24 protein-coding genes are annotated in these 23,788 nt (G+C 67.2%); 13 read left to right on the forward strand and 11 right to left on the reverse strand.

What is annotated here, in order from left to right:
• Positions 1-7: 7 nt before the first annotated feature.
• Positions 8-595, reverse strand: coding sequence for an arylesterase (locus NH8B_RS03550; protein WP_014086046.1), 588 nt, complete (start codon positions 593-595; stop codon positions 8-10).
• Here NH8B_RS03550 and NH8B_RS03555 point away from each other — a divergent pair.
• The 4 genes from NH8B_RS03555 (at position 594) to NH8B_RS03570 (ending at position 5,072) form a co-directional block, all read left to right on the forward strand.
• A complete protein-coding gene (locus NH8B_RS03555; RefSeq protein ID WP_014086047.1) occupies positions 594-1,289 on the forward strand; it encodes an ABC transporter ATP-binding protein in 696 nt (231 codons plus the stop codon). The two genes, NH8B_RS03550 and NH8B_RS03555, sit on opposite strands and share 2 nt — an antisense overlap.
• Positions 1,286-3,772, forward strand: coding sequence for an ABC transporter permease (locus tag NH8B_RS03560; protein WP_014086048.1), 2,487 nt, complete (start codon positions 1,286-1,288; stop codon positions 3,770-3,772). Before NH8B_RS03555 ends, NH8B_RS03560 begins: the two co-directional genes overlap by 4 nt.
• A gap of 88 nt (positions 3,773-3,860) precedes the next feature.
• Positions 3,861-4,388, forward strand: coding sequence for a DUF2946 family protein (locus NH8B_RS03565; RefSeq protein ID WP_014086049.1), 528 nt, complete (start codon positions 3,861-3,863; stop codon positions 4,386-4,388).
• Positions 4,389-4,565: 177 nt separating this feature from the next.
• Complete coding sequence (locus NH8B_RS03570) at positions 4,566-5,072, forward strand: DUF1993 domain-containing protein (protein WP_014086050.1); 507 nt, start codon at positions 4,566-4,568, stop codon at positions 5,070-5,072.
• 169 nt (positions 5,073-5,241) lie between these two features.
• Here the strand turns inward: NH8B_RS03570 and NH8B_RS03575 are convergent, their stop codons facing one another.
• The 5 genes from NH8B_RS03575 to NH8B_RS03595 all read right to left on the reverse strand — a co-directional run bounded on the left by NH8B_RS03575 (position 5,242) and on the right by NH8B_RS03595 (position 9,978).
• Positions 5,242-5,565 (reverse strand): YdbL family protein, encoded by a 324-nt coding sequence (locus NH8B_RS03575; RefSeq protein WP_008953343.1) that lies wholly within the window; start codon positions 5,563-5,565, stop codon positions 5,242-5,244.
• Between the two features lie 9 nt (positions 5,566-5,574).
• Positions 5,575-5,754, reverse strand: a complete 180-nt coding sequence (locus NH8B_RS03580) for a YnbE family lipoprotein (RefSeq protein WP_008953342.1) — start codon at positions 5,752-5,754, stop codon at positions 5,575-5,577.
• A 21-nt stretch (positions 5,755-5,775) separates the two neighbouring features.
• Positions 5,776-8,406, reverse strand: a complete 2,631-nt coding sequence (locus NH8B_RS03585) for a YdbH domain-containing protein (RefSeq protein WP_014086051.1) — start codon at positions 8,404-8,406, stop codon at positions 5,776-5,778.
• Positions 8,407-8,572: 166 nt separating this feature from the next.
• Complete coding sequence (locus NH8B_RS03590; RefSeq protein ID WP_051002142.1) at positions 8,573-9,067, reverse strand: hypothetical protein; 495 nt, start codon at positions 9,065-9,067, stop codon at positions 8,573-8,575.
• 167 nt (positions 9,068-9,234) lie between these two features.
• Positions 9,235-9,978 carry a 2-keto-4-pentenoate hydratase gene (locus NH8B_RS03595; RefSeq protein WP_014086053.1) on the reverse strand — a complete coding sequence of 248 codons (744 nt, stop codon included), beginning with the start codon at positions 9,976-9,978 and terminating at the stop codon, positions 9,235-9,237.
• A gap of 193 nt (positions 9,979-10,171) precedes the next feature.
• Here NH8B_RS03595 and mltG point away from each other — a divergent pair, with 193 nt between their 5' ends.
• The 6 genes from mltG (at position 10,172) to NH8B_RS03625 (ending at position 15,095) form a co-directional block, all read left to right on the forward strand.
• Positions 10,172-11,167, forward strand: coding sequence for an endolytic transglycosylase MltG (gene mltG, locus NH8B_RS03600; protein ID WP_014086054.1), 996 nt, complete (start codon positions 10,172-10,174; stop codon positions 11,165-11,167).
• Positions 11,167-11,793 (forward strand): dTMP kinase, encoded by a 627-nt coding sequence (gene tmk, locus NH8B_RS03605; protein WP_008953337.1) that lies wholly within the window; start codon positions 11,167-11,169, stop codon positions 11,791-11,793. Before mltG ends, tmk begins: the two co-directional genes overlap by 1 nt.
• Entirely contained in the window at positions 11,793-12,800 is a 1,008-nt protein-coding gene (locus NH8B_RS03610) for a DNA polymerase III subunit delta' (protein WP_014086055.1), read from the forward strand. The genes tmk and NH8B_RS03610 overlap by 1 nt, the downstream gene beginning before the upstream one ends.
• Positions 12,801-12,825: 25 nt before the next feature.
• On the forward strand, positions 12,826-13,206 hold the full coding sequence (locus tag NH8B_RS03615) for a PilZ domain-containing protein (RefSeq protein WP_008953335.1): 381 nt from the start codon (positions 12,826-12,828) through the stop codon (positions 13,204-13,206).
• Positions 13,207-13,365: 159 nt separating this feature from the next.
• Entirely contained in the window at positions 13,366-14,139 is a 774-nt protein-coding gene (locus NH8B_RS03620) for a TatD family hydrolase (protein ID WP_014086056.1), read from the forward strand.
• 179 nt (positions 14,140-14,318) lie between these two features.
• On the forward strand, positions 14,319-15,095 hold the full coding sequence (locus tag NH8B_RS03625) for an MBL fold metallo-hydrolase (protein ID WP_014086057.1): 777 nt from the start codon (positions 14,319-14,321) through the stop codon (positions 15,093-15,095).
• A 58-nt stretch (positions 15,096-15,153) separates the two neighbouring features.
• Here the strand turns inward: NH8B_RS03625 and NH8B_RS03630 are convergent, their stop codons facing one another.
• The 4 genes from NH8B_RS03630 to NH8B_RS03645 all read right to left on the reverse strand — a co-directional run bounded on the left by NH8B_RS03630 (position 15,154) and on the right by NH8B_RS03645 (position 18,473).
• Positions 15,154-15,459, reverse strand: coding sequence for a chorismate mutase (locus NH8B_RS03630; RefSeq protein WP_014086058.1), 306 nt, complete (start codon positions 15,457-15,459; stop codon positions 15,154-15,156).
• Between the two features lie 11 nt (positions 15,460-15,470).
• On the reverse strand, positions 15,471-16,163 hold the full coding sequence (locus NH8B_RS03635) for a CTP synthase C-terminal region-related (seleno)protein (RefSeq protein WP_014086059.1): 693 nt from the start codon (positions 16,161-16,163) through the stop codon (positions 15,471-15,473).
• A 44-nt stretch (positions 16,164-16,207) separates the two neighbouring features.
• Positions 16,208-17,230: a tryptophan--tRNA ligase gene (gene trpS, locus NH8B_RS03640; RefSeq protein ID WP_014086060.1), complete on the reverse strand. Its 1,023-nt coding sequence runs from the start codon at positions 17,228-17,230 to the stop codon at positions 16,208-16,210.
• A 421-nt stretch (positions 17,231-17,651) separates the two neighbouring features.
• Positions 17,652-18,473, reverse strand: a complete 822-nt coding sequence (locus tag NH8B_RS03645; protein ID WP_008953329.1) for a posphoenolpyruvate synthetase regulatory kinase/phosphorylase PpsR — start codon at positions 18,471-18,473, stop codon at positions 17,652-17,654.
• 323 nt (positions 18,474-18,796) lie between these two features.
• Here NH8B_RS03645 and ppsA point away from each other — a divergent pair, with 323 nt between their 5' ends.
• Together ppsA and NH8B_RS03655 are read left to right on the forward strand one after the other, a co-directional pair.
• Positions 18,797-21,184: a phosphoenolpyruvate synthase gene (gene ppsA / locus NH8B_RS03650; protein WP_014086061.1), complete on the forward strand. Its 2,388-nt coding sequence runs from the start codon at positions 18,797-18,799 to the stop codon at positions 21,182-21,184.
• 197 nt (positions 21,185-21,381) lie between these two features.
• The gene (locus NH8B_RS03655) at positions 21,382-21,591 is read left to right on the forward strand and encodes a dodecin (protein WP_008953327.1); all 210 of its coding nucleotides are present in this window, start codon (positions 21,382-21,384) and stop codon (positions 21,589-21,591) included.
• Positions 21,592-21,615: 24 nt separating this feature from the next.
• Here NH8B_RS03655 and NH8B_RS03660 read toward each other — a convergent pair whose 3' ends face one another.
• Positions 21,616-22,533 carry a LysR family transcriptional regulator gene (locus NH8B_RS03660; RefSeq protein WP_014086062.1) on the reverse strand — a complete coding sequence of 306 codons (918 nt, stop codon included), beginning with the start codon at positions 22,531-22,533 and terminating at the stop codon, positions 21,616-21,618.
• Between the two features lie 351 nt (positions 22,534-22,884).
• Here NH8B_RS03660 and NH8B_RS03665 point away from each other — a divergent pair, with 351 nt between their 5' ends.
• On the forward strand, positions 22,885-23,775 hold the full coding sequence (locus NH8B_RS03665; RefSeq protein WP_014086063.1) for a DMT family transporter: 891 nt from the start codon (positions 22,885-22,887) through the stop codon (positions 23,773-23,775).
• The last annotated feature ends 13 nt before the right edge of the window (positions 23,776-23,788 follow it).

Raw genomic sequence — 23,788 nt, forward strand, 5'->3', positions numbered from 1 at the left:
CAGGTTCTCAGGACAGCGGCAGCTTGGCACGCACCGTTTCCATCATGCGCGGCTGCACCTCGGCACGCGGGTGGATGCCGTCGGGCTGGAACTTGCTGGGATCGGCCTCGAAGTCGGTCATCAGGCGCGGGACATAGTGCAGCCGGTATTTCCTGGCGAGCGTCTCGTAGACGGCGTGGAACTCGGCTCCGTATTTCGGGCCATAGTTGGGGGGCAGGGTCAGGCCGACCAGCAGCACCTGCGCCTTGCCCTGCCTGGCGAGACGGATCATCTGTTCCAGGTTGTGCTGCATCGCGTCCAGCGGCAGACCTCTGAGGCCATCGTTGCCGCCCAGTTCCAGCACTACCACGTCGGGGCGGTGGCGCTTGAGCGCGGCGGGCAGGCGCGACAGGCCGCCGGCGGTGGTTTCGCCCGACATACTGGCATTGATCACGCGATGGCGCGGTGCCAGACTGTGTTCCAGCAGGGTCACCCAGCCCTGGCCGGGGGAGAGGCCGTAGCCGGCCGACAGGCTGTCGCCGAACACCAGTACCGTCGCCGCCTGCACCGGCAGGGCCATCAACAACAATGCGATCAGACGCAGATAACTGAACATGCTCACATCCATCGATGACAAGGCGGTTTTGTCCGCCGTGGGGATAGCCAAGCAGGTGGAGTTTCACGGCGAATCGCTGTCCATCCTGCGCTCTGCCAGTCTGACCCTGTACGAGGGCGAAAGTGTCGCCATCGTCGGGGCGTCCGGCTCCGGCAAGTCGACCCTGCTGTCGCTCCTGGCCGGGCTCGATCACCCTTCCGCCGGCGAGGTGGCGCTGTTCGGGCAATCGCTGACCCAGTTGTCCGAGGACGATCGCGCGCGCCTGCGCCGCGACAAGGTCGGCTTCGTGTTCCAGAACTTCCAGCTTATGCCACAACTCACCGCGCTGGAAAACGTCATGCTGCCGCTCGAACTGGCCGGCCGGCGCGACGCGCGCGAGGCGGCCCGCGCCATGCTGGAGCGGGTCGGCCTGGGGCAGCGCCTGCAGCATTATCCACGGCACCTTTCCGGCGGCGAGCAGCAACGCGTGGCGCTGGCACGCGCCTTCGTCATCGAGCCCTTGCTGCTGTTCGCCGACGAGCCGACCGGCAACCTCGACCCGGCCACCGGGCGCCAGATCATCGACCTGCTGTTCCAGCTCAACGCCGAGCAGGGCACCGCGCTGGTGCTGGTGACGCACGACAGCGAACTGGCTGGGCGCTGCGACGCCATCTACCGGCTGGTGGACGGCAAACTCAACGGAGCCGGGCGATGACGTTCTGGGGGCGCTGCCTGCTTGCCTGGCGCTTCACCCGTCGCGAACTGGTGGCGGGCGAGCTGACCGTCCTCGGCCTGGCACTGCTGGTGGCGGTGGCGGCGATGAGCAGCGTGGCCTTCTTCTCCGACCGCGTCGAGCGCGCGCTCACCGACCACGCCAGCCAGCTGCTGGCGGCGGACCTGGTGCTCAACAGCCCGGAGCCGGCACCGGCGGCGATCCGCGCCGAAGCGCAGCGGCGCGGGCTGACACAGGCCGAAAACATCAGCTTCCCCTCGATGGTGTTCGCCAACGGCCAGGCGGCGCTCGCCACCTACAAGGCGGTCACCGACCGCTACCCGCTGCGCGGCGAGGTCAGCGTCAGGTTGGCCGAAGGCGGGGTGAGAAGCGGGGCATTGCACCCGCTGCCTGGCACCGCCTGGGCCGATGCGCGCCTGATCAGCCGGCTCAAGCTCAAGCTGGGGGACGCGCTCGAGGTGGGCAACACGCGGCTGACGCTGGCGGGCGAGATCCTGCGCGAGCCGGACGGCACGCTCGACCTCTACAACTTCGTGCCGCGGCTGATGTTCAACCGCGCCGATCTCGCCGCCACCGGGCTGGTGCAGCCGGGCAGCCGCCTGCGCTGGCGGCTGATGCTGGCCGGCGACAGCGCGGCCGTAGCCGGCTTCCGGGTCTGGCTCGAACCACAGCTGAAAAGCGGCATGCGCCTGGAAAGCGTCGAGGAAGCCCGTCCAGAGATTCGCACCGCGCTGGAGCGAGCGCGCCGCTTCCTCGGCCTGACCGCCATGCTGACGGTGGCCCTGGCCGCCGCCGCGGTGGGCATGGCGGTGCGCCGTTACCTGGCGCGGCACTGGCAGCCGGTGGCGGTACTGCGCTGCCTGGGGCTCAGCGCCAACGAAGTATGGGGCTTGTTCGCCGGGCTGTTCCTGTTGCTGGGGCTGCTGGCCGGAGGGCTCGGCACGCTGGCCGGCTACGTCTTGCAAAGCGGGCTGATGCAGTTGGCCCAGCAGTGGGTCGGCGGCTTGCTGCCGGCTCCCGGACGGCTGCCGTGGCTGAGCGGGCCGCTGTCGGCGCTGGTGTTGCTGCTCGGGCTCGCCTTGCCGCCGCTGCTGAGCTTGCGCCGGGTGCCGCCGCTGGCGGTGCTGCGCGACGAGCTGCGTCCCTCGCCGTCGGGGCGGCTCACGCCGCTGGCGGCGGTGGCGGCGCTGTTGGCCCTGACGGCGTGGCAGGTGGGGGATCTGACGCTGGCCGGCTGGTTGTTCGGCGGCCTTGCCGGCTTTCTCGCCGCAGTAGGGCTGGTAGCGTTCGTCGTGGTATGGCTGATGCGCCGCCTGCCCACCGGCGTGGGGGTCGGCTGGCGCTTCGGCATCGCCAACATGGCGCGCCGGCCGTGGCTGGCGGTGATCCAGATCGTGGCGTTGTCGGTCGGGCTGATGGCGCTGTTGACGCTGACCGTGGTGCGTGGCGACCTGATCGCCGCCTGGCAGCGGAGCGTGCCGGCGGAGGCACCCAACAAGTTCGCCATCAATATCCAGCCGGCGCAGATCGAACCGTTCAGGAGCGCCTTCGTCGGCCACGCCTTGCCGGCGCCGGAACTGGCGCCGATGGTGCGGGCACGGCTCAGCGCCATCAACGACCGCCCGGTGCGGCCGTCGTCCTACGCCTCGGAGCGGGCACAGCATCTGGCCGAGCGCGAGTTCAACCTGTCCTGGCGCGCCACCTTGCCCAGCGGCAACCGTGTCAGTGCCGGGCAATGGTGGGGCGCGCGTGCGGCACCGCAGTTTTCGGTCGAGCAGGGTCTGGCCGAGACCCTGGGCATCCGCCTGGGCGACACGCTCACCTTCACCCTGGGCGGCACCCCTTACTCGGCCCGCGTCACCAGCCTGCGCAAGGTGTCGTGGGACAGCTTCCGCGTGAATTTCTTCGTGGTGGCGCCGCCCGCCTGGTTTGCCGACCAGCCGGCCAGCTACATCACCAGCTTCCGCCTGGCCCCCGCCGACGAGGACTTTATCAACCAGCTGGTGGCGCAGTTTCCCAACGTCACCGTGATCGACGTCAGTGCCATCCTCGCCGAGGTGCGCGCCATGGTCGACCAGCTGTCGCGCGCGATCGAGGCCCTGTTCGTGCTGGCGCTGGCCGCCGGCGTGCTGGTGCTGTGGGCGGCACTGGCCTCGACCCGTGACGAGCGGCTGTTCGACGTCGGCCTGATGCGGGCGCTGGGGGCCTCGCGGCGCCAGGTCCGCAGCGTGGTGCTGGCCGAGCTGATGTGGCTGGGGGCCCTGACCGGGCTGATGGCGGCGCTGGGCGCGACGGCGATCGGTGCCATCGCCGCGGTGAAGCTGTTCAACCTGCCGCTGTTCGTCAACCCCTGGCTGTTGCCGCTCGGGGTGATCAGCGGCATGCTGGTGGTCGGCCTGGCCGGCTGGCCGCTGGTGCGGCGGGTGACGCGCAGCGCGCCAGCGGCGGTGTTGCGTGCGCTGTGAGCAAGAAGGTTGGCCGAAGCCGGTTCGCAAGCCATAAATCAGAAGAGGCCCGTTTTCCGCACAGGGGGCAGGGCGAGGAGGAGCAGGAATGGATGCTGCGGTAGTGGCGGGAATGGCCAAGTGGCCCAACGTCCCGGCCGTCTATGGCTGGCTCAGGCTCGATGCGCGCGGCCAGTGGTGGCTGCGCGAGGAACGGCTCGAGCACGCCGTGATGGCCGAATTCTTCAACCGTAACTACAGCCGGGACGCGCACGGCCGCTATTACGTGCAGAACGGTCCGCAGAAGGTGTACGTCGCGCTCGACAAGGCCCCGTTCGTGGCGCGGCTCGAGGGCGAAGGCTGGCGCACCGTGCCTTATACCGAAGACGACCGCTCACGCACTATCTACCTGACCCCAGGCGGCGAGCTCTACCTGGAAATCGGCGGCGAGCTGGCGCTGGTGGACGACCGCGACCTGCCGGCCATCTGCAGCGCCTTTCCGGCGGATTGGGATGGCTCCTCCACGCGCCTGCCCGCCTCACTCAAGGTGGCGGGGCAGGTGCTGCCGCTGGTGGTGATCGAGCCCGCCGCGCTGCTGGCGCGCTATGGTGTCGACTGCCACCCCGCCGCGCGCTAACGACGGGGTTTCCTCGTCTCCCGTTCCCGGACCCCGGCGAACCGGGGGGCGTTGCGACAAGCTGACGTTGCCCGGAGCGGGTTATCGGCTATCGTGAAGTGACTGCCGCCACCGGCATGGGTTGACGCGTTGGTCCCCGACGGTTGTCCCGTTCCCCTCATCATCAGGAGCCTGTCCATGACGCTTTCCATGTACCAAGCCTCGATCCCGGTCCTCATCCGTGGTATCACCAACCTCGCCGCCATCCTCGACAAGGCCGCCGCGTACGCAGCGGCGAAGAACATCGCGCCGGAGGTCTTGCTCAACGCCAGGCTCGCCCCCGATATGTTCCCGCTGGTGCGCCAGGTGCAAAGCGTGTCCGACACCGCCAAGGGGTGCGGTGCGCGCCTCGCCGGGGTCGAGGTGCCGAGTTTCGCCGACACCGAAACCAGCTTCGCCGAACTGGGAGAGCGCCTCGCCAAGACGGTGGCGTTCTTGCGAACCCTGACGCCGGAACAGGTCGATGGCAGCGAGGAACGGCCGATCACCCTCAAGGTGCGCGGCCAGGAAATCCATTTCACGGGCCAGACCTATCTGCTCGGGTTCGCCCTGCCGAACTTCTATTTTCACTTCACCACCGCTTACGGCATTCTGCGGCACAACGGTGTCGACATCGGCAAGGCGGATTATCTGGGCAGCGTCTGAGGCTGTTTCAAGGAAGGGGGCGCACTCGAGCACCGCAGAGGTCGCGCACCTGTGTCCCGTGATCAGCCGGCAGCTGGGCGGCCTCCCGCGCTGAGCTACCGACGGTGCATCGCGACGGCCTGCACGGCGTCATCCGCCCGGCGGGCCGTGTGCTTGATCGCGGTTACCGCTACTTCTTGACCCACTGGCCGTCCGCGGAGCGGACGTAGGCCCCCGGCGCGGCCTTCTCGATGGCTTTTTGGCCGGCCAGGGCCGCCACCTGGTCCAGGGTGGCGCCGTTCTTCTTGGCGATGGCGTCGTAGGCGGCGCGCCGCTTGGCGTTGATGTCCGCGGCCAGTTCCACCGCCTGCGGCGTGGCCTTGACCACGCCCAGATAGCCGTTGGGCTGCTCCCCGACCAGCCCCTGCGACTTGGCGCCATCCAGATCCAGTGCCATGGCCAGTGTGCTGCAGACGAGCAGCAGCAGCGCCATCCCTCGTATCGTCGTCTTCATGGCGTGCTCCTAGAACAATGCGCTGTCTTCGCTGATGAGTTTATCGACATCCTTTTCCACCTTGAGGCGAATTTCGTGATCGATCTTCACGTTCAGATTGATCGTGATCGGTTCCTTGGGGGCCTCCAGTGCGACCCGGGGGGTGCACGCGGCCAGGGGCAGCAGGGCCAGCAGCCAAACGGGGTTCATGATGAGTCCTCCAACGTCATGTCAGTGAGAACTCTCCGCCGGCTTTCGGTTCAATACCCGGCGGGAGAGTTCATCGCCGATACGCAGGCTGCGTAACAGCTCGAACAGATTTTCCCGATGCGTATAGTTTAGTACGACTGGTTGGCCATTTTGTTGCGGGTTCTGTCCCTTGATGGTCACCGCCGCGTCGAGCCAGCCGTCCGGCGGCATGTCCAGGCGGGCCTGGAAATCGTTGATCGCCAGATGGCCCAGCGTGTCCAGCGCCAGTTGCACCGCGCGGTTGGACTGGCCCATGGCGCCGACACCGGCGGAGGGCTGGACCTTGAGCACCAGCGGGCCTTCGTTGCGGATCAGGCCTCCCTGCAGCGCCAGGGAGTCTTTCATCAGCTGCAGCGGCAGCACCCCGCCCACGCGGCCGGCGAGCTGCACGGTCGGCTCCGGATCGTTTTGCAGGGCGGCCACCTCGGCCAGGTCGATGTGGCTCACCGTCACCGGCTGATACTGCGGCGAGGGCCATTGCAGGCTGGCAGCGTTCATCTGCCCGCCCAGTACCTCGGCGTGGACATCGGCGAGCTGCCAGGTGTTGAGGTCGGATTGCGCCGTGAGGCGGACGTTGCGCACGCGCGTGCCGAGGTCGAGTTCGGCCAGCGTGATGGGGCCGGCGCTGGCCAGCTTCAGGCCCGCCTGATCGAATTCGACATGCGCGCTGCCGCTGCCCCCCGTCGCCTGGATGCCGCCCCAGTCGAGCGCGACCCCGGAGGCCGCGAGCGTGCCTTGCAGCTGTCCGCTCCCCAGCCACTGCCAGCGTCCCTGACCGGTGACACGGCCTTGTTGCAGGGTGACCCCAAGGCCGCGACTCATGGCGGGCGACAACGGTGTGCTCAGTTCCAGCGTGCCTTGCACGCCGGTTTTCTTGCCTTGGGCAAGGCGTGTCGCGCTCACGGTAAGGGTGGATTGCCATGCCGGGATGCGCAGGCTGGCGCGGCCCTGCAGTCCGGCCGCACTAAGTTGCCCGTCGAGCGGCGGCAGGGTTCCGCGCGTTGCCACGACGCCGTCGGCCTGCAGCCGCCACTCGCCAAAGACGCCTTGTGGGGATAAGCGCAGCGGCGTGCTGGCGCTGACTGCGATCGGCTTGACCAGGGTGCTGCCGATCAGCCCCTTGGCAAGCGTGACGCGGCTGCCACTATCCAGAAACCACCGTCCCTGTTGGCCGTGCCAGGGCAGGACCAACTTCAGCTCGCCGCCCTGGGTGTAGAACGGCAGTCGCGAGCGGCCATCCAGCGCACCTTGCCAGCGCTCTCGTTCGTAGCCGACCTGGAGCGTACCCTGGAGCGGGAACTGGCCATAGTGGCCATCGAACTCGACCGGCGCCGCCCAGCGCGGCGGGCGCAGGCCGGCCACGGGTACGCGCAGCGCCAGCTTGAGGTCGGGACGGCTCAGCGTGAGGCGGGCGGGAGCGCCGCTCAAGCCGCCGGCATCGATACGGCCCTGCCATGTCCCCGCGAGGTCGACGCCGGCGCTGTTGCCGGCGAGGTCGAGCCGTCCTTGCCAGCCCCACCGGGCTTGCTGCCAGGACAGGCGGCTGTCGACGGTGTTGACGCGCAGATTCTGGTACTGCACTTCGGCGGTGATGACGCTGTCGCCGCGCGCGGCCAGCGGCACGGTGAGGGGGCGGGGCCAGCTCAGGCGCAGCGCCCCAGGCAGCCGCAAGCTTGCCGGCAGCAGCTCCAACTGTTGCCGGCTCCAGCGCAGGGGCACCTCGCCGGCCAGGGCGGGGCCGGTGAGCGTGAGCCGGCCCGGGCCGTGTGCCGCCCCGGCTCCGGCGGTATCGAGTTCGAGGCGTACCTTGCCTTGCGGACCGCTCGCCAGCAGGTCCAGATGCAGCGACTGCACCCCTTGCAGATCGCCACTGGCGTGCAGTCCTTGCCGGGCTTGCAGGCTCCAGTCCGCACCGAGTGCCAGCGGTGCGCCCAGTTCGGCGTCGAGCTGCCAGCGCCGGGCGGCGAGGCGGGCCGATAGCGCCGCGTCGGCGCGTCGGGCCTGACCGGCATAACCCAGCTGCCGACCCTGAGCCTGCAATGATCCTTCCAGACGCTGCTCCTGCCACACGCCCTGGCCGGATACGGCCAGCGTGCCCAGTACCGGCGGGGAGAGGTCGGCCGGCTGGATCTGTCCTTGCAGCGTCCAGCGCCCGGAGCCGCGCTCGTAGAGCGCACGGGCCTGGCTGTGGCGGAACTGAACCTGCGCCTGCCAGCGTTGCGCGCGCTGGCTCACCTTCACCGCCAGCGGCGGCAGGCCGGGCAGGGTGAGGGCGTCGATGGCGAGGTCGAGTGGCGGTGTCCAGGGGGGCGGCGCCGGCTCCTGGAATGGTCCGGTGGCGCAGCGCGGCAGGCTCATACGGCTGACATGGAGCGTGAGCGGATACCAGCGCGTGACCCGCAGGCGTTCGCCCTGGGCCTGGACGCAGCCGTTTTGCAGCCGCTGCCAGCCGGTCAGTTCCAGCCCGTCCTGCCAGCCCACTTGCTCAGCGCGCACGCCGAGGGCATAGACGGCCGCCGCCACCGCCAGCAGGAGGCCGAGCGGGAGCAGCGCCAGCACGATCAGCCAGCGATAGCGGTGCAAAGAAGATGTCAGTCCAGAACCAATGCCCATGTACCGCCCATCCGTTGCGGGGTTGGCGAGGGGGAAGAAATTTGAGGCGAGCCGATGCTCACCCTGCTTTTGATGATATACGCGTGGCGACGGTCTGTTGCGTGATTGAGGCCCCATGGCTCCGCCACGCCGTTGGGGATGGTGCCAGGAGCGGGCGGCGGTGGGCTCAGGCGGCGGTGCCGGAATGGCGCGCGCGCCAACGGCAAACCCCCACCAGCACGCTGCCGAAGACCAGGTGGGTGAGCAGCGTCACGCCGCCGCGCGAGGCCGAGAACCAGGGAAAGAGCGTGGTGAAACCGTACAGGTTGACGCCATAGATGAGCGCCCCGTAGCCGGTGCCGGCAAGGAGCTCGACGCCCGCCCGCCGGCGTCCGGCCAGCAGGCTTACCGGTGCGGCGTAGGCGATGGACAGGGCGAAGTGGATCAGCGTCGCCAGCAGCCACACGTCCCCGCGCCACGCCGGTACCGGGGTGAGCACGCTCACTCCCATGACGATGGCGGCCGTCAGGCGCGCGTCGCGCAGCAGGGTCGCCAGCAGGGGGACCGACGTCAGCCACCACAGTGCCAGCTGCGCCGCGGTGGCGACGCTGCCGGCCACGAGGCCGGCGAGCACTGCCGTGGCGGGCCACGTCCGATGACGACGGGGTGGATGGTGGTGCATGTCCCTCGTTTTCCTCGTCTTGGTCGTTCCTGGTGGCCGTAGCAGGAGGCAAACCGGCATGACCGCTTCGTCCCGGGAGGCGAGGGAGGAGACGGTTTCGGCCTCGGACGGGGGCTGCGGCTGTCGGCCGAAATCCGTATCCAGCCCTTTCCTTGCCGACGATGGGCTTAGCCGATGCGCGCCTCGGCGCTGCCGACGCCGACGAAGTCGACACGGACCGTGACCGGCAGCCCCACCGGGTGCATGCCGTTCCAGGCGCCGGTCGCCACGATGTCTCCCGCCTGCGCCCCGCCGACGTGGTCGATCCACCACGGCAGGCAGAAGAACAGGTCGTCGAGCGGCGGGCGGCCTTGTGTTTCGGCGCGCACTCCGTCGTTGGCCGAAACACGCACGGTGAGCGCGGCAAAATCCAGTTCGCGCCACTGCGGTATGGCGTCGCCGACGATCAGGCCGCCATTCACCAGGTTGTCGGCCAGGCTCCACAGCGGACCGGCCACCTTGGGGGCGGCGAGCCGGGTGTCGATCAGTTCGATGGCGACGTGGACGCTGGCGATCGCGTCGAGAATCTCGTCGCGGGTGTAGCGCGTGGCACGTGGCGGCAGGTCGCGGCCGAAGCGCACCGCGATTTCGGCCTCGATCCCCAGGCCAAGAAACGAGGCGGCGGGCAAGTGGGTGCCAGAGGCGGCGATACGGTGCGGAAAGATCGGCGCGGCGGTGGGTTCGGCCTCGCGCGCCGGGGCGCCCACTTTCCATGCCGTGGGGCGGGCTTGGCCGACCAGGGTCTGCCAGATCGCCCGTTGCGTGGCGTAAGCCTGTTCGCGGCTGGCGGGGCCGGCGTCGGCGGCCACCGTCACGGCGCGATGCTCGCGGTAGGCCTGGAGCAGGGGTGCGGCGAATGTCGTGGTATCCATGCCCGGTATCATAGCGCGGCGGCGGCTGGCGCGGGCCACCGCGAGGCGTTGCCGAGGGGACGAACTTGCCGCCCCCGGCCCGGTCCCATTCGGGTTCGCGGCGAAACGTGCGCAAGAGGCGGCATGGTATGATTGATGCTTCGCCAAACCAGCCGGACCCGCCGCCGGCCAGCCCATCCAACTTGATCTGAACATGATGCACAAGTTTTTCTTCCGCATGACGGCCACCCTGGCGGCACTGCTCGCGCTGTGGCTCGCCTGGGTGGTGGCCGTGCCGGTCCCGCTGCCCAAGGCGCCCTATAGTATCGCCGTCGGCGCCAACCGCACGCTGGGCCAGGTGGCGCGCGCGCTGGACCAGGACGGCATGATCCGCAACCGCTGGGTGATGGTGGCGCTGATGCGCATCAGCGGCACCGATCGCAAGGTGAAGGCCGGCCTGTACGAATTTTCCCGCCCGGTGGCGATGTGGGAAGTGCTGCGCCGCTTCGCCCAGGGCAATCCGGACCAGGCCAGCGTGACGGCGATCGAGGGCTGGACCTTCCGCCAGTTCCGCCAGGCCCTGGCCAGCGAGCCCGACCTGCAGCACGTCACCGCCAGCTGGAGCGACGAGCAGATCCTGCGCGAAATCGGCGCCAGCGAGGCTCATCCGGAAGGCCTGTTCTTCCCCAGCACCTATTTCTACGTCCCGGGCTCGAGCGATCTCGAGGTCTACCGCCGCGCCTACCGCACCATGCAGCAGCAGCTGGAGAGCATCTGGCTGGCGCGCCGTCCCGACCTGCCGTACGCCTCGCCTTACGAGCTGCTGATCATGGCGAGCCTGGTGGAGAAGGAAACCTCGCGCGAGAGTGACCGGACGCAGGTGGCGGCGGTGTTCCTCAACCGCCTCAGGATCGGCATGCGCCTGCAGACCGACCCGGCGGTGATCTACGGCATGGGGGCCAGCTACCAGGGCAACATCGGCAAGGCCGGTCTGCGCCGCGACACCCCGTACAACACCTACACCCGCTCCGGCCTGACGCCGACGCCGATCGCGCTGCCGGGGCGCGCCGCGCTCGACGCCGCGGCGCATCCGGCGGACACGCGCGCGCTGTACTTCGTCGCGCGCGGCGACGGCACCACGCATTTCTCCGAAACCCTGGACGAACACAACGGCGCGGTGCGCCAATTCATCCTGAAGAAAGGCTCCTGATGCGGCGCGGAACATTCATCACGCTGGAAGGCGTGGACGGGGCCGGCAAGAGCACCCAGCTCGCCGCGGTGCGCGACTGGTTGGCCGAACAGGGCATCGACGCCGTGTTCACGCGCGAGCCCGGCGGCACGGTGCTGGGGGAGAAGCTGCGCGAACTCTTGCTGGCGGTGGACACCGAGGTGACGCTGGAGACCGAGACGCTGCTGATGTTCGCCGCGCGCCAGGAACACATCGCGCGCGTGATCGAACCGGCGTTGGCCGCCGGCCGCTGGGTGGTGTCCGACCGCTTCACCGACGCCACCTTCGCCTACCAGGGCGGCGGGCGCGGACTGCCGTTCGCACGCATCGAGGCGCTGGAAGACTGGGTGCAGCAGGGGCTGCAGCCGGACCTGACGCTGCTGTTCGACGTGCCGCTCGACGTCGCCGCCCGGCGCATGGCCGGTGGCGAGCGTGTGCTCGACCGTTTCGAGCAGGAGGCGGCCGATTTCCACGCCCGCGTGCGCGCGGCCTACCTGCAGCGTGCTTCGGCCAACCCGCGTATCGCGGTGGTCGACGCCAACCGTTCCCCCGAACAGGTGCGCGCCGAGGTCATGCGCCGCCTCGACGCCGTGCGGGAGCGCCGCTGATGCTCTATCCCTGGCAAGCCGCCGACTGGCAGCGTCTCAACCGCGAACGCGAGCGCCTGCCCAACGCCTGGCTGTTCAACGGTCCCAGCGGCATCGGCAAGCTGGCCTTCGCCGAGCACTTGGCAGCCTCGCTGCTGTGCGAATCGCCGCGCCCCGACCACGCTGCCTGCGGCCAGTGCGAGGCCTGCCGCTGGTTCGCCCACGGCAGCCACCCGGACTTCCGCCGTCTCACGCCGCTGGGCGACGACGAGGACGAGGCGAAGGAGGGCAGCAAGCCGACACGCAAGCTGCCGGTGATCAAGATCGAGGCGGTGCGCGAGGTGATCGACTTCGCCCACCTTACCGCGCACCGTGCCGGACAGCGCATCGTGCTGGTGGAGCCGGCCGAGGCGCTCAACCCGGCGGCGGCCAACGCGCTCCTGAAGATCCTCGAGGAGCCGCCCGCCGAGGTGCTGTTCCTGTTGGTGGCGCACGCCCCGCAGCGGCTGCTGCCGACCATCAAGAGCCGCTGCCGCGCTTTTCCGCTGACGGCGCCGACGCAAGGGGAGGCACTGGCCTGGCTGGACGCCGCCGGGGTGGACAACGCCCGCACCGAGCTGGCGCACCACGGCGGCACGCCGCTGTTCGAGCACGACGCGGCGCTGGCCAAGCTGCGCCAGCAGTTCCTCGACGGCCTGGCGCGGCCGACGCTGGCCGACGCCATCGCGCTCGCCGAGCAGATCGACCGCCACAAGCTGCCGCTGGCGCTGCCGCTGGAGTGGCTGCAGAAGTGGCTGCATGATCTGGCCGGTTTGAGGCTGGCGGGCCAACTCCGCTATTATCCCGATCATCAGGCGGCACTGCAGGCCCTGGCCGAGCGTGCCGATCTCGCCTTGCTGATGGGCTGCTACCAGAGCCTTATTCAGCTGGCCCCGTTCGGTCAGCACACGCTGAACGTACGCTTGCAGCTCGAAGCGCTGTTGATGGACTATCTGAACGTGTTCGCGGCCCGCACGGCCGCGCGCTGAAACCACTGCAAGGAAAGCCCGGCGCATGGAACTGGAGAAAGAGAACGTCGTTACCCGCCCGGACGGCAACCGCCCCGGCGTCATGTCGCTGCACATCAAGGAGCGCGGCGCGCTCTACGCCGCCTACATGCCCTTCCTGCGCAACGGCGGCATCTTCATCCCCACCGGCAAGGCGCTGGCGTTGGGCGAGGAGGTGTTCCTGCTGCTGACGCTGATGGACGACCCGCAGAAGGTGGCGGTGCAAGGCAAGGTGGTGTGGATCACTCCGGCCGGCGCCAACAACAGCCTGGCCCAGGGCGTCGGCGTCGAGTTCGCCGGCAGCGACGAGGGGCGCCAGGCGCGTAGCAAGATCGAGGCCTTGCTGGGCGGTGTGCTCAACTCCACCCGTCCCACCCATACCATGTAAGAACCTGTTCCCGATCTTGCTGCGCGTCCCTGATCGGGGCTCATGCGCGGCTCTTCACCCTGCTGAAGGCCGCTCGCGACAGATCGTGAACAGGTTCGAAGCGGCCCATGCCGCCGAGAGAACATAAGCGCCCGCCCGGCGGGCGCGCAGGATGCAACCATGCTTGTCGATTCGCACTGCCACATCAATTTTCCGGACCTCGCCGCGCGCCTGCCCGAAGTGCTGGCCAACATGCGCCACAACGGCGTCAGCCATGCCCTGGTGATCGGCGTCAGTCGCCCGAAATACCCCGAGGTGCTGGCGCTGGCCGAGGCGCACGACAACCTGTACGCCACCGTCGGCGTGCACCCGGACGACCCGGACGCCGAGGAGTACAGCGAGGACGAACTGGTCGCGCATGCCGCCCACCCCAAGGTGGTCGGCATCGGCGAGACCGGGCTCGACTACCACTGGTGCCAGGGCGACCTCACCTGGCAGCACGAGCGCTTCCGCACCCACATCCGCGCCGCGCGCCGCGTCGGCCTGCCGCTGGTGATCCACACCCGCGAATCGGCCGCCGACACCGTGAAGCTGATGCGCGAGGAGAACGCTGGCGAGGCGGGCGGGGTGATGCACTGCTTCACCGAGAGCTGGGAGGTGGCGCAAGCTGCGCTCGACCTGGGCTTCTACATCTCGCTGTCCGGCATCGTCACCTTCAAGAACGCGCTGCAGGTGAAGGAGGTGGCGCAGAAGGTGCCGCTCGACCGCTTGCTGGTGGAAACCGATTCGCCCTACCTCGCGCCGGTGCCGTTTCGCGGCAAGACCAATGAACCGGCGTACGTGAAGCATGTCGCAGAACATATCGCCGAACTGCGCGGGCTGAGCTTCGAGGCGGTGGCCCAAGCCACCACCGACAACTTCTTCCGCCTGTTCGCCAAGATTCCGCGGCCGTGACCCGGCGCCTGACCGGCCCCGGCCTTCGGCCAACCCTTTGACCAGTGATTCCAGGAAACCGTCGAAACGAGACAACGCAGCCCGGCAGGACGGGGTTCAACAAAGCTGAGGCGCAGGCAAAAGAGCGCCGCCGCCGCTGTTGTCGTTTCTAGGTGGTACTGGAATGAAAGCGAGTAGTCGTGTCGAGTGTCGAACTGACCGTCCTTGGCTGCGGGTCCAGCTCCGGAACCCCGGCCATCGGCTGTGATTGCCCCACCTGCACCTCGCCGGACCTGAGGAACCGGCGCAGCCGCGCCAGCGCCTACCTGCGTGTCGGCGATACCGCTTTCCTGATCGACACCGGGCCGGACTTGCGTCACCAGGCGCTGCGCGAGGGCATCACCCGGGTCGACGCGGTGCTCTACACCCACCCGCACGCCGACCACCTCAACGGCATCGACGATCTGCGCGCCTTCTGCTACGTGAAAAAAGGGGCAATCACGCTGTTCGGCAACAGCTTCACGCTGGCCAACGTTCGTTCCCGCTTCGACTACGCGCTGCACGCGCCGTCCAAGGCTTGGGACAAGCCGGTGCTGCTGACCGAGGAAGTGGGCGGCCCGTTCGGGTTCGGCGGCGTGACGGTGACGCCGATCCCGCTGATGCACGGCAACTGGCCCTGCCTGGGCTGGCGCATCGGCGACGTGGCCTGGCTCACCGACCTGTCGGACATCCCCGAGCACAGCTTGGAGAAGCTGCAGGGCCTCGAGGTGCTGTTCCTCGACTGCCTGCGACGCGAGCCGTACCCCTCGCACCTGTGCGTGGCCGACTCGCTGCGCTGGGCCGAGCGCATCGGCGCCCGCCGCACCATCCTGATCCACATGACGCACGGCCTCGAATACCACGCGCTGTCGGCGGAGTGCCCGCCGGGGGTGGAAGTGGGCTACGACGGGCTGAAGGTCAGCGTGCCGCTGGCCTGATCCTCTTCCCTGAAACGCTTCGGCCAACCTTCCCGCTTGGCCGAAGCGTTTGGGGGCCTCACTGCGGCGTCTGTCGCGCCTGGTACAGCTTCATCTCGCTCGTGACGAAGTGCCCGATCATGGTGCGGTACACCGCCGCGGTGAGTTCCGGGTCGGCGCCCAACTCGCCCGCCAGCCGCGTCACGCGGCGTATCACCTGATCGACACGCTTGCCGCCCTCGACCTCGGCCGTGCTGTGCTTGAAGCCCGCCGCCTGCTGCACGTACAGTCCGCGCTCGGCGAGCAACGCCACCAGCGCCTGGTCGATGCGGTCGATCTGCTCGCGCACCTCGTCCAGGTTCTGGCATTGGTAGATGAAATCCATGGTGTCTCTCTTCAACGTTGGCCTGTAGCGGCCTGTACGAAAGCCTTGGCCAGAGGCGGGCAGTGGCCTTGAAGCGCGGCGCGTTCCGGCTGGAACAGCGTGGCGACGAAGAATGGATGGCCATCCAGTTCCACTGCCCGCACCTCGCCATCTTCATCGCGCGCGGCCAGGCGCAGCGGGCCGCGCATCAGTTCCTCGGCAAAACGCGGATTCAGGCCGAAGCGGCAGCGGTAGCCTTCGATGCTGGAGGGCTCGCCGTAAACCTCGGACAAGCGTGTCCCGGGCACGAAGCGCACCTCGGCCCGCGTTTCCACCAGCGCGCAGGCGAGCGGCGCGATGACCGCGCGCTCGGCCTGCGGTGCCGTCTCGGCGTGCTCGGCGTCGTGCCAGCCAAGTACATGGCGTGCGTACTCGATCACTGCATGCTGGAACCCGCCGCAGGTGCCGAGGAAGGGCACGCCATTCTCCCGCGCATGGCGAATGGCCCGCAGCGCCCCGTCCATGCTGCGGTAGGGGCTGGCCGGCACGCACCAGATACCGTGGAAACCGTGCAAGTCGTCTGGGCTGTGAATACCCTCCGTGCCCAGCCACGTCGCCTCGACCTTCGTGTCCAGCGCCTCTGCAGCCAGCTGCAGGGCAGGGGGGATGGCCTGATGGGCCGGGACGGTGGTGTCGAAATCGCCGACCAGAGCGATGCGGATCATGGAGGTTTCCTTTCCTCAGTTATTGATTGTGCGGGTGTCCCGAATCAGTAGTAATTCAACCCCATCGCCCCCTTGACCTCGGCGAGCGTCACGGCCGCCACCTCGCGCGCCTTGCCGGTGCCTTCCTTCAGCAGGGCGAGCACCGCCGCCGGATCGCGGGCGTATTCCTCGCGGCGCCGGCGGATCGGCTCCAGCAGCGCCTGCAGCTTGTCTTCCAGCCGCGCCTTGAGCACCGAGTCACCGAGTCCGCCGCGGCGATAGTGCGCCTTCAGCTCGGCCACGGCCGCGGCGTCGTCGTCGAAGGCGTCGAGATAGCTGAACACCACGTTGCCCTCGATCTGGCCCGGATCATCGACACGCAGGTGGTTGGGGTCGGTGTACATCATCTTCACCGCCTGGCGGATCTCGTCCGGGCTCGCCGACAGCGCCAGCGCGTTGCCGAGCGACTTCGACATCTTCGCCTTGCCGTCGATGCCCGGCAGCCGTGCGCCATGCTCCGGCACCACGGCGCGCGTCTCCACCAGCAGCTCCTGGCCGACGCTGGCGTTGAAGCGGCGCACGATCTCGTTGGTCTGTTCGATCATCGGCACCTGGTCGGCGCCCACCGGCACCACGGTGGCCTTGAAGGCGGTGATGTCGGCGGCCTGCGCCGCCGGGTAGGTCAGGAAGCCGGCCGGGATGTCGCGCTCGAAGCCGCGCTGCTTGATCTCGTCCTTGATGGTCGGGTTGCGTTCCAGCCGCGCCACCGTCACCAGGTTGAGGTAGTAGGACGCCAGTTCGGACAGCTCCGGCACCAGGCTCTGGATGAAGATGGTGCTCTTGGCGGGGTCGATGCCGACGGCGAGGTAGTCGAGCGCCACCTGCAGCACGTTGTCGCGCACCTTGAGGTAGTTGCCCATGTTGTCGGTCAGCGCCTGGGCGTCGGCCAGCAGCAGGAACTGGGTGCAATGCTCCTGCAGCAGGACGCGGTTACGCAGCGAGCCGACGTAATGGCCCAGGTGCAGCGGGCCGGTAGTGCGGTCGCCGGTGAGGATGACGTCGTTCGGGCTGATGCTGTCGAGATTCATGCTGTGCTCCACTAGGGTTCAGGGAGACTGCCAGCAAGGAGGGGGTGGAAAACGAAAACCCCGGAGCGCCTGCTGGCAGCTCCGGGGTTTTCGGGTGTACGCAACCGCGGTGCCGCCTAGGACAGGCGCCACCAACCAAACGAGAAAGCGATTGCGAACGAGGTATTCATGTTTTTCATCAAACCATGCACTCGGCGGCGGAGTCAAGTCGGATGTATCAAGGGCCTTTTCAATCGGTGAGCGGGCCAAAGCAGGTTGAATGTCGGCGGGGGGCTGGAACCGGAATGTAGATGAAGTACATGAGGATTCCGCAGCGCGGAGCAAATCGCTGCGTGCCAATCTTCGATTGGTTCAGCGATAGATTGGCACGCAGTCCGCCGGCATTCGAGATGCGAAGGCGCAGCCGCCTGATGGACAGGCTCTAGAACCGCCGCGTCAGGGTGGCCTTGTGCATGATGGTCGAGGCGATCTCCTCGATCGACTTGTGCGTGGTGCTGATGAACGGGATGGCGTGGTGACGGAACATCGATTCCGCCTCGTTCACCTCGGAGCGGCAGTTCTCGATGCTGGCGTACTTGGAGTCGGGGCGGCGCTCGGAGCGGATGTGGTGCAGGCGCGCCGGGTCGATGGTCAGGCCGAAGATCTTCTGGCGGAACGGCAGCAGCATTTTGGGCAGCGTCGGGCTGCCCAGGTCTTCCGGGGTCAACGGGTAGTTGGCCGCCTTGATGCCGTACTGCAGCGCGAGATAGAGGCAGGTCGGGGTCTTGCCCGAGCGCGACACGCCGACCAGGATCACGTCGGCCTCGTGCAGGTCTTTCAGCTTCACCCCGTCGTCGTGGTTGAGCGAGTAGTTCACCGCCTCGATACGGTGATCGTACTGCGACTCGTTCATCATGCCGTGAGCCTTGCCCACCGACAGCGTAGCCTTCTGGTGCAGTTCCGCCTCCAGTTCGCCGATGAAGGCCTCGAAGAAGTCGATCACCAGCGCATGGTCGACGCGCAGCGCCTGGCGCACCTCGGCGTTGACGATGCTGGTGAACACCACCGGCTTCTGGTGATCGTCGGCGGTACGCTGGCGGATCATCTCGGCCACTTCCTGTGCCTTTTCCACCGTGTCGACGAAGGGGATGGTCTCGCGCTTGAATTCGATGGTGTCAAACTGCGTCAGCAAGGTGTTGCCCAGGGCCTCGGCGGTGATGCCGGTGCGGTCGGAAACGAAAATGGCGGAGCGGAGGTGTGGCATGAATGCACCTGTCGAAAAAAATGGCGGAGAGTCGTGGGGCGATTATACCCGTCCCGCCGCCGCCGTCAGCGTTCTCACCGCGCAGCCCGGCGGCAAGGGGGCGAATCTCCCGCCCCGTTTGGCTTTACAGTAGTGTTAACACTACATGACAAAAGGCTTTTTCCCGCCGGGCGGGTGCGATGGTGCCAGAACGGCGGGATGGAAGTCCTTGATTAAGGGCAAATCCTTACCTTGTGCAATGCAAAAGACGCTACGCAAGCCGGGCGTTAATCGGCTAGAATGCGGCTTTCTATCGTCTCCAATCCAATACAGGAAGTGAAGTGATGGCAGAGAACTACGTCATCTGGTTCGAGAAGCTGCGCATGACCGACGTTGAACAGGTAGGTGGCAAGAATGCCTCCCTGGGCGAAATGATCAGTCAGCTGGCTAACTCGGGTGTCCGTGTACCCGGCGGTTTCGCCACGACGGCGGATGCCTATCGTGATTTCCTGCAGCACAACGGCCTGGCCGAGCGCATCAGCGCCGCGCTGGCCAAGCTGGATATCGACGACGTGACCGAACTGGCCCGCGTCGGCAAGGAAATCCGCCAGTGGATTATCGATACCCCGTTCCCTGCCAAGCTTGATGCCGACATCAAGGAAGCCTGGGACAAGATGGTGGCCGATTCCGGCGGCGCCGACATCTCGGTAGCCGTGCGCTCCTCCGCCACCGCGGAAGACCTGCCGGACGCCTCGTTCGCCGGTCAACAGGAAACCTTCCTGAACATCCGTGGCCTGGACAACGTCAAGGAAGCCATGAAGCACGTCTTCGCTTCCCTGTACAACGACCGCGCCATCTCCTACCGCGTGCACAAGGGCTTCGCCCATGACGTAGTGGCTCTGTCGGCCGGCGTGCAGCGCATGGTGCGTTCCGACTCCGGCGCCGCCGGCGTGATGTTCACCATCGATACCGAATCCGGTTTCGAAGACGTGGTGTTCATCACCGCTTCCTACGGCCTCGGCGAGACCGTGGTGCAAGGCGCCGTGAACCCGGACGAATTCTACGTTCACAAGCCGACCCTGAAGGCTGGCCGTCCGGCCATCCTGCGCAAGACGCTGGGCTCCAAGCTGATCAAGATGGAGTTCACCGACGCCTCGCAAGCCGGCCGTTCGGTCAAGACCGTCAACGTCGAACCGGCGCTGTGCAAGCAGTTCTCCATCAGCGACGCCGAAGTGGAAGAGCTGGCCCAGTACGCGCTGATCATCGAGAAGCACTACGGCCGCCCGATGGATATCGAGTGGGGCCGTGACGGCACCGACGGCAAGCTGTACATCCTGCAGGCCCGTCCGGAAACCGTGAAGTCGCAGGAAGACCGCAAGGACACCCTGCGCCGCTTCCGCCTGAAGACCAAGTCCACCGTGCTGTGCGAAGGCCGCGCCATTGGCCAGAAGATCGGCCAGGGCACCGTGCGCCTGATCAAGGACGCGTCCGAGATGGACACCGTCAAGGCCGGCGACGTGCTGGTGACCGACATGACCGACCCGGATTGGGAACCGGTGATGAAGCGCGCCGCCGCCATCGTGACCAACCGTGGCGGTCGTACCTGCCACGCCGCGATCATCGCGCGCGAACTGGGCATTCCGGCCGTGGTCGGCTGTGGCGATGCCACCGACGTGCTGCGTGACGGCATGCAGGTGACCGTGTCCTGCGCCGAAGGCGACACCGGCAACATCTATGATGGCCTGCTCGAAGTCGAGATCATCGACCTGGAACTGGACAAGATGCCGGAATCCCCGGTCAAGATCATGATGAACGTCGGCAACCCGGAACTGGCCTTCGACTTCGCGCAGCTGCCGAACGAAGGTGTGGGCCTGGCGCGCATGGAGTTCGTGATCAACCGCCAGATCGGCATCCACCCGAAAGCGCTGCTCGAGTTCGACACGCTGCCGGCCGAGCTGAAAGCCACCATCACCGACCGCATCGCCGGCTACAAGAGCCCGGTCGACTTCTACGTCGACAAGATCGCCGAAGGCGTGTCGACGCTGGCGGCCGCGTTCTACCCGAAAAAGGTCATCGTGCGCATGTCCGACTTCAAGTCGAACGAGTACGCCAACCTGATCGGCGGCCAGATGTACGAGCCGCACGAAGAGAACCCGATGCTGGGCTTCCGTGGTGCCGCGCGCTATGTGGCCGAATCGTTCCGCGACTGCTTCGAGCTGGAATGCCGCGCCATCAAGAAAGTGCGCGACGTGATGGGCCTCACCAACGTGGAAGTGATGATCCCGTTCGTGCGCACCCTGGCCGAAGCCGAAAAAGTGATCGAGATCCTGGCCGCCAACGGCCTGAAGCGTGGCGACAACGGCCTGCGCCTGATCATGATGTGCGAACTGCCGACCAACGCGGTACTGGCCGAGCGCTTCCTGGAGCACTTCGACGGCTTCTCCATCGGCTCCAACGACATGACCCAGCTCACCCTGGGCGTGGACCGCGACTCCGGCGGCCCGATCGCCTCGACCTTCGACGAGCGCAACGACGCCGTGAAGGCCATGCTGCACATGGCGATCCAGGCTTGCCGCAAGCTGAACAAGTACGTCGGCATCTGCGGCCAGGGCCCGTCCGATCATCCGGACTTCGCCAAGTGGCTGGTGGAAGAGGGCATCGAGACCATCTCGCTGAACCCGGACACCGTGGTCGAGACCTGGATTTACCTGGCCAAGGAACTGAACGCTTGATCGCTCACAAGCGCTGAGCGTCGATCATCACGCTGGCTTCAAAGCCGCCCCCTGACCGGGGCGGCTTTTTTATTGCCGTGCGGTGCCGTCGACGGTTTGGAGGAGGGGGCGATTCGTCGGGCAGTTGCCGTGCCGGGCACTATGCTGAAGTTGTACCCGCCAGGACGGGATCTTTCGTATCACCTAGGGAGAACAACATGAGCAAGCATGTCTACAAGATGGTGGAACTGGTCGGTTCCTCCTCCGAGGGCTGCGATGATGCCATTCGCACCGCCATCGCCAAGGCCGGCGCCACGCTCAAGCATATCGACTGGTTCGAGGTGCTGGAAACGCGTGGCCATGTCGTCGACGGTGCCATCGCCCACTGGCAGGTCACGATCAAGGTCGGGTTCCGCGTCGAGGACTGAGGCCCGGGTGAGGCGGCCGGCGGCTCAGCTGTCGCCGAGAATGGTGCGCAGGCGCGGCACCACCAGCTGTAGGAAGGCTTCGTATTTCTTCGGCATCGGGTGGCGGTAGGGGTAGACCAGGAACACCGGCCAGCCGGAAGAGCGCCAACCGGGCAGCACCGGGACCAGCTCGCCGCGCGCGAGCTGCGGGCTGACCACGTACTGCGGCAACAGGCCGATGCCCACGCCGGCACAGGCGGCGTTGGCGATCACAGCGTACTGGTCGCACAGCAGCGTCGGCCGGATGGCGAGCGAAACGAACTGGCCGTCCTTTTCCAGCCGCCAGTTGAGGCCGGTTTCGTTGTAGCTGTTGTGCAGCAGCTGGTGCTTGAGCAAGTCATCCGGCGTCTGCGGCATGCCGGCCCGCTCCAGATAGGCTGGCGCGGCGTACAGCTCTTCCCAGACCAAACCGATCGATTTGGCCACCAGCCGGTCGTCGTGCACCGCGCGGGTGCGCAGGCAGAAGTCGAGGCCGGCCTCCACCGGGTCCTGCAGTCGGTTCTCGGCCACCAGCTCCATTTCCAGCGCGGGGTGGAGCTCGGCCAGCTCGCCCAAGAGCGGCGCCAGCAGGTACTGCGCGAACGACATGGTCGAGCTCACGCGGAGTGGACCGCCGATGGCGCCCTGGGCTTCCTCGATGTCCGGCCGCACCTTGTCGAGCATGCTGCGTAGCTGCGCGGCGTGGCAGGCCAGGCGGCGCCCGGCCTCGGTCAGCGCCACGCGGCGGGTGTTGCGCAGCACCAGCACCGTCCCCAGATCGTGCTCCAGATCCTTTACCAGTTGGCTGATCCGGCTCTTGGCGCAGCCGATGGCCTCGGCCGCCGCGGTGAAGCTGCCGAGGCGCGCCAGGGCGTCGAAGGCGAGCAGGGCGTCCGGGGAGGGGATGTGCGAGGTTGTTTTCATGTCAGAACAATGTGTTGCTGTTACCGCTATTTTTACTAGTTTAACGGCTGTCTATGCTTTGTGCATGGCTGTTTTCTGAACAGTGAGGGCATCCTGTTCCGGGCTGTTCCCTGTGCGATCAGGGCCGGCCAGCGACCGATTTCTTCTGTCGCACCGGTTTCGCTGCGGCCTTCCGGTAGGCATCGCCGGTGTGCCCTGCTCGAGCCGCGCTTGCCGCCGCCGTCCGCGACAGGGCAGCGGGTATTCCGTCTACGTTCGACAATCGCCAGCCGTCTTTGCGACAATACACTTGTCTATTCAACTCGGCCACCTCAGCCTGGTGGCCGCTTTTGTCATTCTTCAAGGACCGTCATGCTGCCGTACCTGGCCCTGTCGCTCGCCATGCTGTTGTGGGCAAGCTCGTTCATCGCGCTGAAATACGTGTTTTCGGTATTCGACCCGATGGTGGTGCTGTTTGCCCGCATGGTGATCGCCACGCTTTGCCTGCTGCCGCTGATGCTGCGTCCCGGCGTACGACGGCGTTATCAGCAAGGCGACTGGAAATGGCTTGCCGCGCTGGCGCTGGCCGAACCCTGCCTGTACTTCCTGCTCGAGGCGCGCGCGCTGGTGTATACCAGTGCCTCGCAGGCCGGGGTGATCACCGCCACGCTGCCGCTGTTGACCTCGCTGGGCGCCTTACTGTTTCTCAAGGAACGGCTGGGGCGCACGGTCTGGCTGGGCATTGCGGTATCGTTCGCCGGTGTGTTGTGGCTGACGCTGACCGGCGAGCAGAGCGCCGACGCACCGAATCCCCTGCTCGGCAACGCGCTGGAGTTCCTGGCGATGGTGTGCGCCACCGGTTACATCCTGATCGCCAAGAAGCTGTCGGTACGCTACTCGGCGCTGGTGATCACCGCGGCGCAGACCGTGCTCGGCATGCTGTGGTTCGGCGCGCTGCTGTTCATGCCGTGGGTAACGCTGCCGCAGACCTTGCCACTGTGGCCGAGCCTGTGGGTGCTGTACCTGGGGGCGGGGATCACGCTCGGCGCCTACGGGCTCTATACCTGGTCGGTGAGCCGGGTGCCGGTGGCGATGGCGGGGGCCTTCGTCAACCTGATCCCGGTGTTCACGGTGCTGCTGGCCTGGATCATCCTGGGGGAGACGCTGTCGGCTCAGCAGCAGCTCGCCTGCCTGCTGGTGTTCGGCGGGGTGCTGATCAGCCAGCGCAAGCCGGGGGCGAGCGCCCAAACCACGCAGGCTTGATTCGCCACGCGGC

This window comes from Pseudogulbenkiania sp. NH8B, from assembly GCF_000283535.1.
GTDB lineage: Bacteria > Pseudomonadota > Gammaproteobacteria > Burkholderiales > Chromobacteriaceae > Pseudogulbenkiania > Pseudogulbenkiania ferrooxidans.